The sequence below is a fragment of the Pelagimonas sp. KU-00592-HH genome (assembly GCF_040369695.1).
Taxonomy (GTDB): Bacteria; Pseudomonadota; Alphaproteobacteria; order Rhodobacterales; family Rhodobacteraceae; genus Shimia.
The window spans coordinates 199,717-215,577 of the sequence record NZ_BAABWM010000002.1 but is presented as its reverse complement, the minus strand read 5'-3'; the positions used below and the strand labels follow the sequence as shown (position 1 = coordinate 215,577).

Annotated in this window: 14 protein-coding genes; 10 read left to right on the top strand and 4 right to left on the bottom strand. The window is 61.8% G+C overall.

Going from position 1 to position 15,861, the window contains the following annotated elements:
- Positions 1 to 22 precede the first annotated feature (22 nt).
- Both ABWV42_RS08225 and ABWV42_RS08220 read left to right on the top strand, forming a co-directional pair.
- Positions 23 to 1,273, top strand: a complete 1,251-nt coding sequence (locus ABWV42_RS08225; protein ID WP_353339694.1) for a biopolymer transporter ExbB — start codon at positions 23 to 25, stop codon at positions 1,271 to 1,273.
- Positions 1,274 to 1,276: 3 nt separating this feature from the next.
- Positions 1,277 to 3,370, top strand: coding sequence for a peptidoglycan -binding protein (locus tag ABWV42_RS08220; RefSeq protein ID WP_353339693.1), 2,094 nt, complete (start codon positions 1,277 to 1,279; stop codon positions 3,368 to 3,370).
- On the opposite strand, the gene ABWV42_RS08215 is transcribed toward ABWV42_RS08220, so the two are convergent.
- From ABWV42_RS08215 to gloB, 3 genes are all read right to left on the bottom strand, one after another.
- Positions 3,371 to 4,300, bottom strand: a complete 930-nt coding sequence (locus ABWV42_RS08215) for a M23 family metallopeptidase (RefSeq protein WP_353339692.1) — start codon at positions 4,298 to 4,300, stop codon at positions 3,371 to 3,373.
- 14 nt (positions 4,301 to 4,314) lie between these two features.
- The gene (gene clpA / locus ABWV42_RS08210; RefSeq protein WP_353339691.1) at positions 4,315 to 6,639 is read right to left on the bottom strand and encodes an ATP-dependent Clp protease ATP-binding subunit ClpA; all 2,325 of its coding nucleotides are present in this window, start codon (positions 6,637 to 6,639) and stop codon (positions 4,315 to 4,317) included.
- A gap of 164 nt (positions 6,640 to 6,803) precedes the next feature.
- Positions 6,804 to 7,571 carry a hydroxyacylglutathione hydrolase gene (gloB, locus tag ABWV42_RS08205; RefSeq protein WP_353339690.1) on the bottom strand — a complete coding sequence of 256 codons (768 nt, stop codon included), beginning with the start codon at positions 7,569 to 7,571 and terminating at the stop codon, positions 6,804 to 6,806.
- Positions 7,572 to 7,632: 61 nt separating this feature from the next.
- Here gloB and ABWV42_RS08200 point away from each other — a divergent pair, with 61 nt between their 5' ends.
- The 7 genes from ABWV42_RS08200 to ABWV42_RS08170 all read left to right on the top strand — a co-directional run bounded on the left by ABWV42_RS08200 (position 7,633) and on the right by ABWV42_RS08170 (position 14,023).
- Complete coding sequence (locus ABWV42_RS08200; protein WP_353339689.1) at positions 7,633 to 8,373, top strand: class I SAM-dependent methyltransferase; 741 nt, start codon at positions 7,633 to 7,635, stop codon at positions 8,371 to 8,373.
- A gap of 351 nt (positions 8,374 to 8,724) precedes the next feature.
- Positions 8,725 to 9,285 carry a F0F1 ATP synthase subunit delta gene (locus ABWV42_RS08195; protein ID WP_255109605.1) on the top strand — a complete coding sequence of 187 codons (561 nt, stop codon included), beginning with the start codon at positions 8,725 to 8,727 and terminating at the stop codon, positions 9,283 to 9,285.
- Positions 9,285 to 10,823: a F0F1 ATP synthase subunit alpha gene (gene atpA, locus ABWV42_RS08190; RefSeq protein ID WP_255109507.1), complete on the top strand. Its 1,539-nt coding sequence runs from the start codon at positions 9,285 to 9,287 to the stop codon at positions 10,821 to 10,823. The genes ABWV42_RS08195 and atpA overlap by 1 nt, the downstream gene beginning before the upstream one ends.
- Before the next feature lie 12 nt (positions 10,824 to 10,835).
- Positions 10,836 to 11,711 carry a F0F1 ATP synthase subunit gamma gene (locus ABWV42_RS08185; protein ID WP_255109505.1) on the top strand — a complete coding sequence of 292 codons (876 nt, stop codon included), beginning with the start codon at positions 10,836 to 10,838 and terminating at the stop codon, positions 11,709 to 11,711.
- A 15-nt stretch (positions 11,712 to 11,726) separates the two neighbouring features.
- Complete coding sequence (gene atpD, locus ABWV42_RS08180; protein ID WP_255109503.1) at positions 11,727 to 13,151, top strand: F0F1 ATP synthase subunit beta; 1,425 nt, start codon at positions 11,727 to 11,729, stop codon at positions 13,149 to 13,151.
- An 11-nt stretch (positions 13,152 to 13,162) separates the two neighbouring features.
- Positions 13,163 to 13,561, top strand: coding sequence for a F0F1 ATP synthase subunit epsilon (locus ABWV42_RS08175; protein ID WP_255109500.1), 399 nt, complete (start codon positions 13,163 to 13,165; stop codon positions 13,559 to 13,561).
- 111 nt (positions 13,562 to 13,672) lie between these two features.
- Positions 13,673 to 14,023, top strand: coding sequence for an H-type lectin domain-containing protein (locus ABWV42_RS08170; RefSeq protein ID WP_255109498.1), 351 nt, complete (start codon positions 13,673 to 13,675; stop codon positions 14,021 to 14,023).
- Between the two features lie 103 nt (positions 14,024 to 14,126).
- On the opposite strand, the gene ABWV42_RS08165 is transcribed toward ABWV42_RS08170, so the two are convergent.
- Positions 14,127 to 15,143 (bottom strand): ribose-phosphate pyrophosphokinase, encoded by a 1,017-nt coding sequence (locus ABWV42_RS08165; protein ID WP_353339688.1) that lies wholly within the window; start codon positions 15,141 to 15,143, stop codon positions 14,127 to 14,129.
- Between the two features lie 117 nt (positions 15,144 to 15,260).
- On the opposite strand from ABWV42_RS08165, the gene ABWV42_RS08160 reads away from it, so the two are divergent.
- Complete coding sequence (locus ABWV42_RS08160) at positions 15,261 to 15,860, top strand: 2-hydroxychromene-2-carboxylate isomerase (RefSeq protein ID WP_353339687.1); 600 nt, start codon at positions 15,261 to 15,263, stop codon at positions 15,858 to 15,860.
- Position 15,861: the final 1 nt, after the last annotated feature.

The window sequence follows — 15,861 nt, the reverse complement described above, 5'->3', positions numbered from 1 at the left end:
CAATGAGCCGGGAGCTGTCCAGATGGATCAGCCGGACCGCAAAGTCGAGCCGCATTTCTCACACCCTGTTCGCCAGATCCTGCTGATGCTGATCGTGCTGGGGCTGACGGGTTTACTTGTCTATGTCGCCCTGCCGCGCGTCCTGCCGGTGTTCGAGGCCAACCCCTATCTGAACGGGTTCATCCTTTTCGTATTCCTGATCGGTGTGTTCGCCTGTTTCGCGCAGGTGTTTTCTCTGATCTATTCGGTGCGCTGGATCGAGAATTTCGCGGGCGAACGCGAGGGGCACGAGTTTGATACTGCGCCATCGCTGCTGGCGCCCTTGGCGGCGCTGTTGCGGACGCGGGGCGCACGGGCGCAGATCGGATCGAGTTCGGCGCGGTCGATCCTGGATTCGGTTGCAACCCGGATCGACGAGGGGCGCGAGATCACGCGCTACCTTGTCAACATGTTGATTTTCCTTGGCCTTCTGGGCACGTTCTATGGTCTTGCAACGACGGTTCCGGCGGTTGTGGACACCATTCGCAGCCTTGCGCCGCAAGAAGGCGAAGGCGGGGTTGAGGTGTTTTCGCGCCTGATGACCGGGCTTGAGAGCCAGCTGGGCGGCATGGGCGTGGCCTTTGCCTCGTCCCTTTTGGGGCTGGCAGGATCGCTGATCGTGGGCCTGTTGGAGCTGTTTGCGGGGCATGGCCAGAACCGGTTTTACCGCGAGCTGGAAGAGTGGCTGAGTTCGATCACCCGTCTGAGCTTTACCGCCGGTGACGGCGAGGGCGGGATCGAGCAGGCGGCGATGGTGAATGTGATGGATCACATGGGCCGCCAGATGGAAGCGCTTCAGCAGATGTTCACCCAGTCGGACGTCAACCGCGCGGTTGTCGATGAGAAGCTGGGCACGCTGGCGGACGCGGTAGAGCGGCTGACGGCGCGGATGGAGACCAACTCCACGGCGACGGATGCCCTGTTGCGGGTGGCGGATGGGCAGGAACGCCTGATCCATGCGCTGGAAGTGCGCAATGACGGCGAGGGGATCGACGCGGAAAGCCGGATGCGGCTGCGGTCGATCGACGTTCAGATGCTGCGTATCCTTGAAGAGATTTCGGCGGGACGACAGGAAAGCATGGCCGAGCTGCGCACCGATCTGGCGGCGCTGGGCCGCGTGCTGAAACAGGCGGCCAAGGCGCAGGCGGTGACCGCGAGCGAACCGGTACAGCCGCGCCGCGCCCAGGCCCGCAAGGGCAAGCCGGCTGGCGGCGGCAACAAGCAGGAGGGCTGATCCATGGCCCTGTCACGGCGCACCGGACAACGATTCCAGGCCTCGATCTGGCCGGGCTTCGTGGATGCGATGACGGGGCTATTGCTGGTCCTGATGTTCGTGCTGACCATTTTCATGGTGGTGCAATTCGTTCTGCGCGAGACGATTTCCGGACAGGAGACCGAGCTGGATGCACTGTCGGCGGAAGTTGCGGCGCTGGCGCGGGCGCTGGGGCTTGAGGAACAGAGATCGGCGACGCTGGAAGAGCGCGTGGGTGGTTTGCAGGCGACCCTGACCAGTGCGCGGGAAGAGGCGGACCGGCAATCGGCGCTGATTGCTTCGCTGACGTCGGACCTTGCGGCGCGGGATGCCTCATTGTCCGAGGCGCAGACGCAGATCAGCGCGTTCGAGGCGCAGGTGGCGGCGCTGCTGGCGGATCAGGATCGGGCGCTGGCGACGATTTCCGAACTGGAAGGCGCGCGCGAGGCGCTGCTGTCGGAGCAGGAGGCGTTGAACCTCGCGCTGGCGACGGCGCGTGGCGAGATCGACGCGCAGGCCGAGGCGGCGCTACTGGCGGCAGCGCGGCGCGAGGCGCTGGAGGCAATGATTGCCGATCTGAACCGCGAGGCGGCGGAAGGGGCCGAGGAGCGCGATCTTTTGCTGGCGCGTGTTGGCGATCTGGAAGCGGAGTTGAGCGAAGAAGAGGCCGCGCGGTTGGCCGAGGCGGCGGCGGCCGAGGCGCTGCGCGAGCGTCTTGAAAACGCGGATACGGAACTGACGGCGATGACGCTGGCGCTTGAGGCGCAGCGCAAGAAGGCCGAGGAGACCCTGACACTTTTGGCGGCGGCGGATGCGGCGCGGGGCGATCTTGATGTCAAGCTGGCGGCGGCCTTGCTGGCGGGGGAGACCGCTGAGGCCGATCTGGCCGAGGCGCTGGCCAACCTGCAGAAGGCGCAGGCCGAGGCAGAGAGCAAGGGGGCCGAGGTGGTCTCGGCGCGCGATCAGCTGGCGCAGGCGCTGGCGGCCTTGCAGGCCTCAGAACTGGAAGGGGACGAGAAGGATACGGCGCTGGCCTCGGTTCAGGCGGCGTTGGATGCGGCGCTTGGGGAGGTTGCCGGCAAGGACGATGCGCTGACGGCGGTGCAGTCGGAGCTGACGGCGCAGCAGGCGGCGGTTGAGGATTTGCAGCGGCAGTTGGCCGAGGCGATTGCGGCGCGGGTTCTTCTGGATGCGCAGTTGAGCGATCAGGACGAGGTGCGCGCGCAGTTGGCGGCGGCGCTGGCGGCGAAAGCGGCGGCGGAACTGACCTCTGAGGATCGGTTGACGGCGGTGGAAGAGCGCGAGGCGTTGCTGGCGCAGGCCAATAAGGCGCTGTCCGAGGAAGAGGCCAAATCGGCCGATGCACAGCGGGAAGTGGCGCTTTTGAACCAGCAGGTTGCCGCGTTGCGGACCCAGCTTTCGGGTCTTCAGGCGCTCTTGGATGATGCCAAGGAACGCGATGCGGCGGCGCAGGTGCAGTTGCAGACGCTGGGCAGTGATCTGAACGCGGCGCTTGCGCGGGCGGCGTCGGAAGAGCGCAAGCGGCGGTTGCTGGAAGAGGCGGAGCGCATTCGTCTTGAGGCCGAAGCCAAGGCGCTGGCCGAGGAAGCCAAGGACCTGGCGCGCTATCGGTCAGAGTTTTTCGGGCGGTTGCGCGAGATTCTCGCGGGGCAGGAAGGGGTGCGCATCGTGGGCGACCGTTTCGTGTTCTCGTCCGAGGTTCTTTTCCCGCCGGGTGGAGCGGAATTGTCAGAGGCGGGCAAGGCGGAGATTGCCAAGATCGCGGCGATCCTGCGCAATATTTCCAGCGACATTCCCGCTGGCATCGACTGGGTGATCCGGGTGGACGGGCATACGGACAACGTGCCGATCATCAACGGGGCCGAGTTTGCTGATAACTGGGAGCTGAGCCAGGCGCGGGCGTTGTCGGTGGTGCGTTTCATGGCAAGCGAGCAGGGCATTCCGCCGAACCGTCTGGCGGCGAACGGGTTCGGAGAGTATCAGCCGCTGGACCCGCGCAACACGCGGGAAGCGCGGGCCAAGAACCGCCGGATCGAGCTTAAGATTACCGAGAAGTGATCAGTCGCGCACGGTGATGTGGCTGTGGCGGAGCGCGATGAGGGTATCGCCGCGCATCAGTCGCACCGTACCTTCGTAGAAGCCTGCGGGCCAGCCGCCGGCGGGGGCGCGACGGCCATAGGCCTGCATGTGGGATTTGCGCGGATTGCCGAGATCGAGGTCGTGGCCGAAGATCGTGCCGCCGGGGCCGCGGGCGGTGAATTCGAGCCGGTCGCCGGGTTTGGCAAGGTAGAAATATCCATAAAGGACAAGCGGTTGATCCGGTTTCGACGTGGTGCGCCGCTTGGCGCCGGTGCGCGCGTCTTCCAGCGTGGGGACGGCGTTGGCAAAGGCGGCGGTGTAAAAGCCGGTGTCGTAGTAAGGCAGGGGATCGGCCCACATCTGGGTGGTGTCTTCGCCGCAGGTCTCGGCCCCTTCGATAGCGAAGGGATCGACGTCTTTGCCCTTGTGTTCGAGCGAGAGGTGAAGGTGGGGGTGGTTGGATTGGCCCGAAAGGCCGATCTGGCCCAGCACGGTTCCAGCGCGCACCTTGTCACCCTGACGGACCGAGATGCTGCCGAGTTTCAGGTGGCAATACTGGGTGTGCCAGCCGTCGCCGTGGTCAATGCGCACGCCGTTGCCACAGGCGATGTTGGAGGGGACGTTGGCATCGCGGGTGTCAGCCATGCTGTCGCGGGTGCCGATCACGGTGCCGGGGGCAGCGGCGAGAACGTCAACGCCGCGTTCCATTGCGTCAAACGACAGGAGCGCGATGTCGGTGCCGCCGTGGGCATCGCGGGTGTTGAGGCCGCAGGCGAAATCCTTGCGGGCCTCGCTGGCGTCGTGGTCGAGGTAGTCTTCGACATAGCAGGTGGTGCCGAGGGTGCAGTCGACGGGGAATTCCAAAACAGGCGCGCCCGCGACCGGAGAGGCCGCGAGCGCGCAAATCATGAGGACCGGACGCATCAGTCGGCGGTCAGAAGCGGAGGCTTGTCGCCGGCGATGCGGGGCTTGTCAGGGCCGGACAGTTCAAGATCAAGCTCGCCTTTCTTGACGGTGACCTTGACCACACCGCCTTTGGCCAGCTTGCCAAACAGCAGTTCCTCGGCCAGCGGCTTCTTGATGTGCTCCTGGATGACGCGGGCGAGGGGGCGTGCGCCCATCTTGTCGTCGTAACCCTTGTCGCCAAGCCATGCGGCGGCCTTGGGGGTCAGTTCGATGGTCACGTTGCGATCCATCAGCTGAGCCTCGAGTTGCAGAACGAACTTTTCGACCACGCGCATGATGACCTTCTTCGACAGCGGCGCGAAGGAGATCACCGCATCCAGACGGTTGCGGAATTCCGGCGTGAAGGTGCGTTCGATGGCGGCGGTGTCTTCGCCCTCGCGGCGGTCGCGGCCAAAGCCGATGGCCGATTTCGCCTGTTCGGCGGCACCCGCATTCGAGGTCATGATCAGGATCACGTTGCGGAAATCGACAGTGCGGCCGTTGTGATCGGTCAGCGTGCCGTGGTCCATCACCTGCAACAGGATGTTGTAGACATCCGGGTGCGCCTTTTCGATCTCGTCGAGAAGCAGCACGCAGTGCGGGTGCTGATCGACGCCATCGGTAAGCTGGCCACCCTGATCAAAGCCGACATAGCCCGGAGGCGCGCCGATCAGGCGGGAGACCGCGTGTTTCTCCATGTACTCGGACATGTCGAAGCGCAGCAGTTCCACGCCGAGGGTATCGGCGAGTTGCTTGGCGACCTCGGTCTTGCCGACACCGGTGGGGCCAGCAAAGAGGTAGTTGCCGATGGGTTTTTCCGGCTCGCGCAGACCGGCGCGGGCAAGTTTGATCGCCGAGGACAGGGCCACAATGGCGTCGTCCTGACCGAAGACCACCCGTTTGAGCGACTTTTCGAGATCCTTGAGAACCTCTGCATCGTCCTTGGAGACGCTTTTCGGCGGGATGCGGGCGATCTTGGCAACCACGGCCTCGATCTCCTTGACGCCGATTGTCTTGCGGCGCTTGGAGGCGGCCACGAGATGCTGGGCGGCGCCGGCCTCGTCGATGACGTCGATGGCCTTGTCCGGCAGCTTGCGGTCGTTCATGTAGCGGGCCGAAAGCTCAACCGCGGATTTGATCGCGTCGGCGGTGAATTTCACGCCGTGATGCTCTTCAAAATAGGGTTTCAGGCCGCGCAGGATTTTCACGGTGTCCTCGACCGAGGGTTCGTTCACGTCGATCTTCTGGAAGCGGCGCGACAGGGCGCGGTCTTTTTCGAAGTGCTGACGGAATTCCTTGTAGGTGGTCGAGCCCATGGTGCGCAGCTTGCCGCCCTGAAGCGCAGGCTTGAGCAGGTTGGAGGCATCCATCGCGCCACCGGAGGTGGCCCCGGCACCGATGACGGTGTGGATTTCGTCGATGAACAGCACCGCATCGGGGTGTTCCTCAAGCTCGGTCACCACGGCCTTGAGGCGTTCCTCGAAATCACCGCGATAGCGGGTGCCGGCGAGAAGCGCGCCCATGTCGAGCGAGTAGATCGTGGTATTGGCCAGCACCTCGGGCGTCTGGCCCTTGACGATCTGGTGCGCGAGGCCTTCGGCGATGGCGGTCTTGCCCACGCCGGGATCGCCCACGAGAAGCGGGTTGTTCTTGCGGCGGCGGCAAAGCACCTGAATGCAGCGCTCAACCTCGGAGTCGCGGCCGATCAGCGGGTCGATGTCGCCCTTGGTGGCCTTGGTGTTGAGGTCGACGCAGTATTTGCCAAGCGCGCTTTCTTTCTTGTCGCCTTCGGGAGTGGCGTCGACGGTGTTGTCTTCTTCGTCGTCCGCACCGGTGACCGGGCGGGCCTCGCCAAAGGCGGGGTCCTTGGCGACGCCATGCGCGATATAGTTCACGGCGTCATAGCGGGTCATGTCCTGTTCCTGCAGGAAATAGGCCGCGTTGGATTCGCGTTCGGCAAAGATCGCGACCAGCACGTTGGCGCCCGTGACCTCGGTCCGGCCAGAGGATTGCACGTGGATGGCGGCGCGCTGGATCACGCGCTGGAAGGCGGCGGTGGGGACCGCTTCGGAGCCTTCGATGTCGGTGACGAGGTTGGAAAGTTCCTCGTCGATGTATTCCACCAGAACACCGCGCAATTCGTCGAGATCGACGCTGCAGGCGCGCATGACGCGAATGGCGTCGGGTTCTTCCAGCAGTGCTAGAAGCAGGTGTTCCAAGGTGGCGAACTCGTGTTTGCGCGCGTTGGCCTGTGCCAGCGCCGCGTGGATCGCCTGTTCAAGTGTCGTCGAGAATGAAGGCACTGCTCTGTCCTCCTTCGGTTCTGGGCGTGCGGGCCATCAGGGCCCACTTAACCGTATCATCCTAGGTTTAAAGTTTGGTCTATATGCCGGAGTCTTCAAGGGCTTTCTTTGCAAACCCCATCACATTTGACGGATAAGATGTGATTTCGCGCGTATTTTGCACCTTAGAAAGTGTCTTTTCGCTGGCGGATTTCTGCAAAAACCTTTGCCGGATCGGCACCTTCCATCCCCATATGTCGTTGCACGGCGGGGTCGGTGGCACGAAGGAAGGGATTTGTGGCCAGTTCTTCGGACAGGAGCGAGGGCACAGTCGGGCGGCCCTGGGCGCGGGCCTCGGCGATGGCGTCGATGCGCGATTGCAGGGCCTTGTTGTCGGGGTCGATGGTGGCGGCGAAGCGGCCGTTGGCCTCGGTGTATTCATGGCCGGAGCAGACAATGGTGTTCTCTGGCAGGGCGGCGAGTTTGGAAAGGCTGGCCCACATCATGTCGGGGTCGCCTTCGAACAGGCGGCCACAGCCAAGCGCCATCAGGCTGTCGGCGGTGAAGACCGCGCCGGATTTGGGCAGGTAGAAGGCGATGTGGCCGACGGTGTGGCCGGAGACATCCATGACCTGCACCTCTTCGCCGCCAAGGGTGAAGGTGTCGCCTTCGGAAACGGCAAGGTCGAGCGGGGGCAAGCGGTGGGCGTCGGCGGCGGCGCCGATCACCTTGGGCGAATGGGTCTTTTGCAGCTCTTCCAGACCGTCGACGTGATCCCAGTGGTGGTGGGTCAGGAGCACGTGGGTCAGGGTCCAGCCGAGTTGCGTCAGGACCTTGTTGATCTTGTCGGCCTCGGGGGCGTCGACAAGGGCGGTTTCGCCGCTGGCCTTGTCGTGCACGAGGAAGGCGTAGTTGTCGGAGAGGCAGGGGATCGTAATGATTTCGAGGGGCATGGATTTTCGCCTTCACATTGCTATGTTGTGACCAGAGTTGCCGAATATCCGGGCGGTTGCAATGCACCTCGATGTACAGGACCTGAGGAATTTCTATTACCGCAGCACGCTTGGTCGGGCCGCGCAGAAGGCTGTGCGCGATCAGGTGGTGGAATTGTGGCCCGATGCGAAGGGGCAGACCGTGGCCGGGTATGGGTTCGCGGTGCCGCTTTTGCGGCCCTACCTGAAGGAAGCGCGGCGCGTGATCGGGCTGATGCCTGCCCCGCAGGGTGTGATGCCCTGGCCGGCGGGAATGCAGAATGTTTCGGTGCTGTGCGAAGAAACCCTGTGGCCGGTGGAAACCGGGCGGGTGGATCGCCTTGTGATGATGCATGGCCTCGAGAACTGTGACCGGCCCGGCGATCTGTTGACCGAGGCGCACCGGGTGCTTGGCCCCGGCGGGCGGGCCCTGTTTGTGGTGCCGCACCGGTCGGGGATGTGGTCGCGCAGTGACAGCACGCCTTTCGGATTCGGGCGACCCTACTCGCCGGGGCAGCTTGAGGCGCAGCTGCGCCATTACGGGTTCATGCCCGAACGCCACCGCACGACGCTGTTCCAGCCGCCGTCGCACAAACGGTTCTGGCGCAAGACCGGGGCGATGTGGGAGAGCTTTGGCCGCACGGTTTCGCCGGTGTTGGCGGGCGGCATCTTGATGGTCGAGGCCAGCAAACGCGTTCACGCGCCCAGCGGACCGGGGTTGCGCGAAAAGGTGCGCAAGCCGCTTGGCGTGCTCGCGCCAAAGCCGGAAACCGCGCCGGTCTGATCGTTCATTTCCCGTCTTGGATTCGGTTTTGGGGGCGGATTCCGACCGGAAATCGAACTGTTGTCGCTAACATTCAGTATCCGGAAGCCACCGGGAATCGCGAAAATATGTGTCTGACAGTGATTTTTTTCGACGTCGGGTCACAGGCAAAGGGTCGCACCTTGCTCAAAGCCTTAAAAACAAGGGGTTTTCGTGAAAGCGTGAATGTTTGAAACAATGTTGCTAGGTGCGCGAGGCTCTGCTACATCCTCGACGGATTTTACTGCCCTGAGAAATCGGGGTCATGAAACGCCCCCGTTGACGGCATACCGTGGTATGCAGAATTCGGGGCCAGAAAGCGGAAGGGTGGACGTGTCCGAACCAGCTTCGATCTCCTCCGGCATCGCCGCGCGCTATGCCACCGCGGTCTTCGAGATCGCGAAAGAGAACAAGACGCTTGCCAAATTGGAAAGCGGTCTTGACGACCTTAGCACCGCACTGGCCGACAGCGCAGAAATGCGCGACCTGATTGCTTCGCCGCTCGTGAGCCGCGAAGAGCAGGGTAAAGCCATTGCACAAATCGCAGAAAAAATGGCGTTGCAGCCGGTTCTGGCGAATGTTCTGGGCCTGATGGCCGAGAAGCGCCGCCTGTTTGTTCTGCCCCAGCTGGTTGACCAGCTTCGTGCCATGCTGGCCGAAGAAAAAGGCGAAGTGACCGCGGACGTGGTCTCGGCAAAGGCGCTGACCAAGGCGCAGACCGAAAAGCTTTCGAAGACCCTTACCGCGCGTGTCGGTAAAGATGTCAAAATCAATGCGACCGTTGATGAAGCCCTCATCGGCGGTCTTGTCGTTAAAGTGGGTTCGAAGATGATCGACACGTCGATCGCCTCCAAGCTCTCTTCCCTCCAGAATGCAATGAAAGAGGTCGGATAATGGGTATCCAAGCAGCCGAAATCTCTGCGATCCTTAAGGACCAGATCAAAAACTTTGGCCAAGAGGCCGAAGTGGCCGAAGTCGGCCGTGTGCTTTCCGTCGGTGACGGTATTGCGCGCGTCTACGGCCTGGACAACGTTCAAGCCGGTGAGATGGTTGAATTCCCCGGTGGCATCATGGGCATGGCCCTGAACCTTGAGAACGACAACGTTGGTGTCGTTATCTTCGGTTCGGACCGTGACATTAAAGAAGGTGACACCGTTAAGCGCACCAACTCGATCGTTGACGTTCCCGCCGGCCCCGAGCTGCTGGGTCGTGTTGTTGACGGTCTGGGTAACCCGCTGGACGGCAAGGGCCCGATCAACGCTGCACAGCGTAACGTTGCAGACGTCAAAGCACCGGGCATCATCCCGCGTAAATCGGTTCACGAGCCGATGGCAACCGGCCTGAAATCGGTTGACGCGATGATCCCGATCGGCCGTGGCCAGCGTGAACTTATCATTGGTGACCGTCAGACCGGTAAGACCGCGATTGCTCTGGACACCATCCTGAACCAGAAATCCTACAACGACGCAGCAGGCGACGACGAGTCGAAGAAACTGTACTGCGTATACGTTGCAGTTGGTCAGAAGCGTTCGACCGTTGCTCAGCTCGTTAAGAAGCTGGAAGAAACCGGCGCGATCGAATACTCGATCGTTGTTGCTGCAACCGCTTCGGACCCGGCTCCGATGCAGTTCCTGGCGCCCTACGCCGCAACCGCGATGGCCGAGTACTTCCGTGACAACGGCAAGCACGCCCTGATCATCTATGATGACCTTTCCAAGCAAGCTGTTGCGTATCGTCAGATGTCGCTGCTGCTGCGTCGTCCGCCGGGCCGTGAAGCTTACCCGGGTGACGTTTTCTACCTCCACTCGCGTCTGCTCGAGCGTTCGGCAAAGCTGAACGAAGAGTTCGGTGCTGGCTCGCTGACCGCTCTGCCGGTTATCGAAACCCAGGGCGGCGACGTTTCGGCGTTTATTCCGACCAACGTGATCTCGATCACCGACGGTCAGATCTTCCTCGAAACCGAACTGTTCTACCAAGGTATCCGTCCTGCTGTGAACACCGGTCTGTCGGTTTCGCGTGTGGGTTCGTCGGCGCAAACCAACGCCATGAAGTCGGTTGCCGGTCCGGTTAAACTGTCCCTGGCCCAGTACCGCGAGATGGCGGCCTTCGCCCAGTTCGGTTCGGACCTCGACGCCGCCACCCAGCAGCTGCTGAACCGTGGTGCCCGTCTGACCGAGCTGATGAAACAGCCGCAGTACTCGCCGCTGACCAACGCGGAAATCGTCTGCATGATCTACGCAGGTGTGAACGGCTACCTCGACAAGCTGGAAGTTCGTGAAGTTGGCCGTTTCGAGCAGGGTCTCCTGGACCACCTGCGCGGCAAGCACGCTGACCTGCTTCAGTACATCACCGACGAAGATCCGAAGATCAAAGGTGAAGCCGAAGACAAGATCAAAGCCGCGCTGGACGAATACGCAGCTGACTTCGCATAAGGGGTTCGGACAATGCCCAGTCTGAAGGACCTAAAAACCCGGATCGAGAGTGTGAAAAACACTCGTAAGATCACCAAAGCCATGCAGATGGTTGCCGCGGCGAAACTTCGCCGCGCGCAGGAAGCTGCCGAGGCCTCGCGTCCCTACACAGAACGGTTCAACGCCGTTCTGGGTGGGCTGGCGGCTTCGGTCGGCGGTTCCGACTCTGCACCCAAGCTGCTTTCGGGCACCGGAAGCGATCAGGTCCACCTTTTGGTGGTCATGACCGCGGAACGTGGCCTGTGTGGCGGCTTCAACAGCTCGATCGCGAAACTTGCCCGTGCCAAAGCCCAAGAGCTGACCGCCGCTGGCAAGACCGTCAAGATCCTGACCGTTGGCAAAAAAGGCCGCGAGCAGCTGAAGCGTGAGTTCGAAGACCAGATGGTCGCGCACGTGGATCTGTCCGAGGTCAAGAAGATCGGCTACGACAACGCACAAGACATCGCGCGTGACCTGCTGTCGCGTTTCGATGCGGGTGAGTTCGACGTCGCCACCATCTTCTTCAACCGCTTCCAGTCGGTGATCAGCCAGATCCCGACCGCACAGCAAATCATCCCGGCCGCGTTTGACGAGGTCGAGGGCGATGGTGAAAGCACGCTGTACGACTACGAGCCCAGCGAAGAGGCCATCCTGGCCGACCTGCTGCCGCGCGGTGTCGCTACGCAGATTTTCGCTGCGCTGCTGGAAAACGGTGCCTCGGAGCAAGGTGCGCGTATGTCCGCAATGGACAACGCGACCCGCAACGCAGGCGACATGATCGACAAACTGACGATCCAGTTCAACCGCTCGCGTCAGGCAGTGATCACCAACGAGCTTATTGAAATCATCTCGGGCGCTGAAGCGCTCTAAGACCGGAGACGAAACATGGCAAACGCAAAAGGCAAGGTGACCCAGATCATCGGCGCCGTTGTGGACGTGCAGTTCGAAGATTCCCTGCCGGAAATCCTCAACGCACTGGACACCGAAAACAATGGTAAGAAACTGGTTCTGGAAGTAGCCCAGCACCTCGGCGAAAACACCGTACGCACCATCGCGATGGACGCGACCGAAGGTCTCGTTCGTGGCGCAGAAGTGGTCGACACCGGCGCACCGATCTCGGTTCCCGTTGGTAACGCGACCCTGGGCCGTATCCTGAACGTTGTCGGCGAACCCGTTGACGAACAGGGCCCTGTGAAAGCAGACGAAACCCGCGCCATCCACCAGCCGGCACCGGAATTCGACGAACAGTCGACCGAGTCGGAAATCCTGGTAACCGGCATCAAGGTTATCGACCTTCTCGCGCCTTACGCGAAGGGTGGTAAGATTGGTCTGTTCGGCGGCGCCGGCGTTGGTAAGACCGTTCTCATCATGGAACTGATCAACAACATCGCAAAAGTACACTCGGGTTTCTCGGTGTTCGCAGGTGTTGGTGAACGTACCCGTGAAGGTAACGACCTTTACCACGAGATGATCGAATCGAACGTTATTAAGCCGGACAACCTCGAAGAGTCGCAGGTGGCCCTGGTTTACGGTCAGATGAACGAGCCTCCGGGTGCACGTGCACGTGTTGCTCTGACCGGTCTGACCCTTGCGGAACAGTTCCGCGACCAGTCGGGTACCGACGTTCTGTTCTTCGTCGACAACATCTTCCGCTTTACCCAAGCTGGTTCCGAGGTTTCGGCGCTTCTTGGCCGTATTCCTTCGGCCGTGGGCTACCAGCCGACCCTGGCAACCGACATGGGTGCGATGCAGGAACGTATTACCTCGACCAAATCGGGCTCGATTACGTCGATCCAGGCCGTCTACGTTCCCGCGGACGACCTTACCGACCCTGCACCGGCAACCACCTTTGCCCACCTCGACGCAACCACCGTTCTGTCGCGTGCGATCTCGGAACTGGGTATCTACCCGGCCGTTGACCCGCTCGACTCGACCTCGCGTCTGATGGACCCCTCGGTTGTTGGCGAAGAGCACTACAACGTGGCGTTCGAAGTCCAAGGTATCCTCCAGCGCTACAAGTCGCTGCAGGACATCATCGCCATCCTCGGCATGGACGAACTGTCGGAAGAAGACAAACTGACCGTTGCGCGTGCTCGTAAGATCCAGCGTTTCCTCTCGCAGCCGTTCGACGTTGCGAAAGTGTTCACCGGCTCGGACGGTGTTCAGGTTCCGCTGGAAGACACCATCTCGTCGTTCAAAGCGGTTGTCGCAGGCGAATACGACCACCTGCCCGAAGGCGCCTTCTACATGGTTGGCGGCATCGAGGAAGTGATCGCAAAAGCCGAGAAAATGGCTGCTGAAGCGGCCTAAGGAGGCCCCTGATGGCAAACACGATGCAATTTGACCTTGTCAGCCCGGAACGGAGCCTCGCTTCGTTCCAGGTGACGGCGGTCCAGATTCCGGGCGCCGATGGCGACATGACCGCAATGCCGGATCATGCTCCGACCATCACCACGCTGCGTCCCGGTGTCCTGTCGGTCGAAGGCCCCGAAGGTTCGGCACAATATGCCGTCACCGGCGGGTTTGCCGAAATCTCGGCAGAAGGCACCTCGGTTCTGGCTGAAAAGGCGATGCCCGTGGCGGAAGTAACTGCTGCCGACATGGACTCGCTGATCGCCCTGGCAAAGGACGCCGCGGATAACGCGACTGCCGAAGCCAAGGACGCCGCCGCCAAGACGCTGGCCGATATGGAAGCTCTGCGCTCTGCGCTGAACGTCTGATATCGTTGAAATGATTGGAAAAGGCCCTACCATCCGGTGGGGCCTTTTGCTGTTTTTGATTGCGTCCCGCGAGAGATTTCAGCTAAGCCGGTATAGCAACTGGAAGACCTTATGAAACGACTTCGAAATCATCTTATTGGTGTGGATCAGGGAGATGTCCCGCTGTTCTCGGATTTTGAGGATGGCGGCGAAATGTGGACCGGAACCGGCCCGCGTGAGCGCCGCAAGGCGGTGAAGTTCAGTTCGGTCTATCGCCATCCCCCGGCGGTGCAGGTGGGGCTTTCCCTGTCGGATATGGACAGCGCCCACAACACCCGCGCCGAGGTTAAGGCGGAGAAGATTACCGAAAAGGGGTTTGATCTCGTGTTCCGGACCTGGGGCGATACGCGTATCGCGCGGGTGCGGATGAGCTGGCTCGCGATCGGAGAGCTGGCTTACGAGGATGACTGGCTGGTGGACTGAGGGTCCGGCGCTGCCCGGTCCTGCGGTCTGGGCTGACTGGTGATACTGCAATGAAAAAGGGCGCCTCTGGGGCGCCCTTGGTGTTTTTGGAAACCGGTAAAGGTTACTTGTTGAACAGGCCCTCGTAGGCCGGTTCCAGCGTGTCGGTGTCGAACAGCGACGAGACCGAGGTGCCGTTCCAGATGTTCAGGATGGCCTGGGCAAACAGCGGTGCGGTCGGCACGATGCGGATGTTCTGGGCGTCCAGCACGGGCTGGGTCGGTTCGATCGAGTCGGTGATGACCAGCGACTTCATGACCGATTTGGTGATGCGGTCGACGGCCGGGCCGGAGAGGACGCCGTGGGTGATGTAGGAGTGCACCTCGGTGGCGCCGTGTTCCATCAGGACTTCGGCGGCCTTGCAGAGGGTGCCGGCGGTGTCGCAGATGTCATCGACGATGATACATTTCTTGCCTTCGACGTTGCCGATCACGGTCATCTCGGCGACTTCGCCCGGTTTCTCGCGGCGCTTGTCGACGATCGAGAGCGGGGCGTTGATACGTTTGGCGAGTTCGCGGGCGCGGGCCACGCCGCCAACGTCGGGCGATACGATCATCACGTCGGCAAGGTCGTCCTTGAACTGTTCAAGGATGTCGAGCGCGAAGATCGGCGAGGCATAGAGGTTGTCGACGGGGATGTCGAAGAAGCCCTGGATCTGGGCGGCGTGCAGGTCGAGGGTGAGGACACGCTCAACGCCGGCTTCGACCAGCATGTTGGCCACCAGCTTGGCCGAGATCGGGGTCCGTGCCTTGGCGCGGCGGTCCTGGCGGGCGTAGCCGAAGTAGGGGATCACGGCGGTGATGCGGGCTGCCGAAGAGCGGCGCAGGGCATCGGCCATGATGAGCAGTTCCATCAGGTTGTCATTGGCCGGGTTCGAGGTCGGCTGAATGATGAACATGTCTTCGCCGCGTACGTTCTCGTAGACTTCGACAAAGATCTCCTGGTCGTTGAAACGTTCCACGCGGGCATCGACGAGGCCAAGGTTCTTGCCGCGGTGCATGGACATGCGGCGCGAGATTGCCTTGGCCAGCGGCTTGTTGGCTGTGCCGGTAATCAGTTTCGGTTCCAGAATGGTAGGCATGTGAGTGATCCCCAGGTCTGATGTCACCTGCCAGGAAATGACAGATTCGTGACGTTGCGTACCGCTTAACATGCGCATAGCGTCTGGCAAAGTGATGCTCGTGCGAGGAGGAAACAAATGGCGCATATTGATTACTATTTTTCGACGATTTCACCCTATGCTTACCTTGCGGGCGACCGTCTCGAGACGATCGCGGCCAAGCATGGGGCGACGATCACCTATAAACCCATGGATATCATGGCGCTGTTTGCCCGGACGGGGGGCACACCGCCCAAGGATCGCCATCCCAACCGGCAGGCCTACCGGGCGCAGGATCTTGTGCGTCAGGCGGCGAAACAGGGGCTGGACTTCAATCTGCAACCGGCGCATTGGCCCACCAACATGGCGCCGTCCTCCTATGCGGTGATCGCGGCGCAGAAGGCGGGGGGCGGTGATCTTGCCGGTCTCGTGCAATCCCTGATGCGGGCGTGCTGGGCCGAGGAAAAGGACATCGCGCAGGATGATGTGATCAAGGCCTGTCTTGAAGGGGCGGGGTTCGATGCGGGGCTGGCGGACAGCGGTCTTCTGGTCGGGGCCGAGACCTATGCGCAGAATCTTGAGGATGCGGTTGCGGCAGGGGCTTTCGGTGCGCCGTTTTACGTGACAGAGGAAGGGCAGGGGTTCTGGGGACAGGACCGGCTGGAATACCTTGATCTGCACCTGGAAGGAAAACTCTGAA

Bases quoted from the DNA above. Each gene is read 5' to 3' on its own strand.
- ABWV42_RS08175 (WP_255109500.1), top strand. From the start codon at position 13,163: ATGGCAAACACGATGCAATTTGACCTTGTCAGCCCGGAACGGAGCCTC.
- atpA (WP_255109507.1), top strand. From the start codon at position 9,285: ATGGGTATCCAAGCAGCCGAAATCTCTGCGATCCTTAAGGACCAGATC.
- ABWV42_RS08170 (WP_255109498.1), top strand. From the start codon at position 13,673: ATGAAACGACTTCGAAATCATCTTATTGGTGTGGATCAGGGAGATGTC.
- ABWV42_RS08215 (WP_353339692.1), bottom strand. From the start codon at position 4,300: ATGATTTGCGCGCTCGCGGCCTCTCCGGTCGCGGGCGCGCCTGTTTTG.
- ABWV42_RS08225 (WP_353339694.1), top strand. From the start codon at position 23: ATGGATCAGCCGGACCGCAAAGTCGAGCCGCATTTCTCACACCCTGTT.
- ABWV42_RS08220 (WP_353339693.1), top strand. From the start codon at position 1,277: ATGGCCCTGTCACGGCGCACCGGACAACGATTCCAGGCCTCGATCTGG.
- ABWV42_RS08200 (WP_353339689.1), top strand. From the start codon at position 7,633: ATGCACCTCGATGTACAGGACCTGAGGAATTTCTATTACCGCAGCACG.
- ABWV42_RS08185 (WP_255109505.1), top strand. From the start codon at position 10,836: ATGCCCAGTCTGAAGGACCTAAAAACCCGGATCGAGAGTGTGAAAAAC.
- ABWV42_RS08165 (WP_353339688.1), bottom strand. From the start codon at position 15,143: ATGCCTACCATTCTGGAACCGAAACTGATTACCGGCACAGCCAACAAG.
- ABWV42_RS08160 (WP_353339687.1), top strand. From the start codon at position 15,261: ATGGCGCATATTGATTACTATTTTTCGACGATTTCACCCTATGCTTAC.
- gloB (WP_353339690.1), bottom strand. From the start codon at position 7,571: ATGCCCCTCGAAATCATTACGATCCCCTGCCTCTCCGACAACTACGCC.
- atpD (WP_255109503.1), top strand. From the start codon at position 11,727: ATGGCAAACGCAAAAGGCAAGGTGACCCAGATCATCGGCGCCGTTGTG.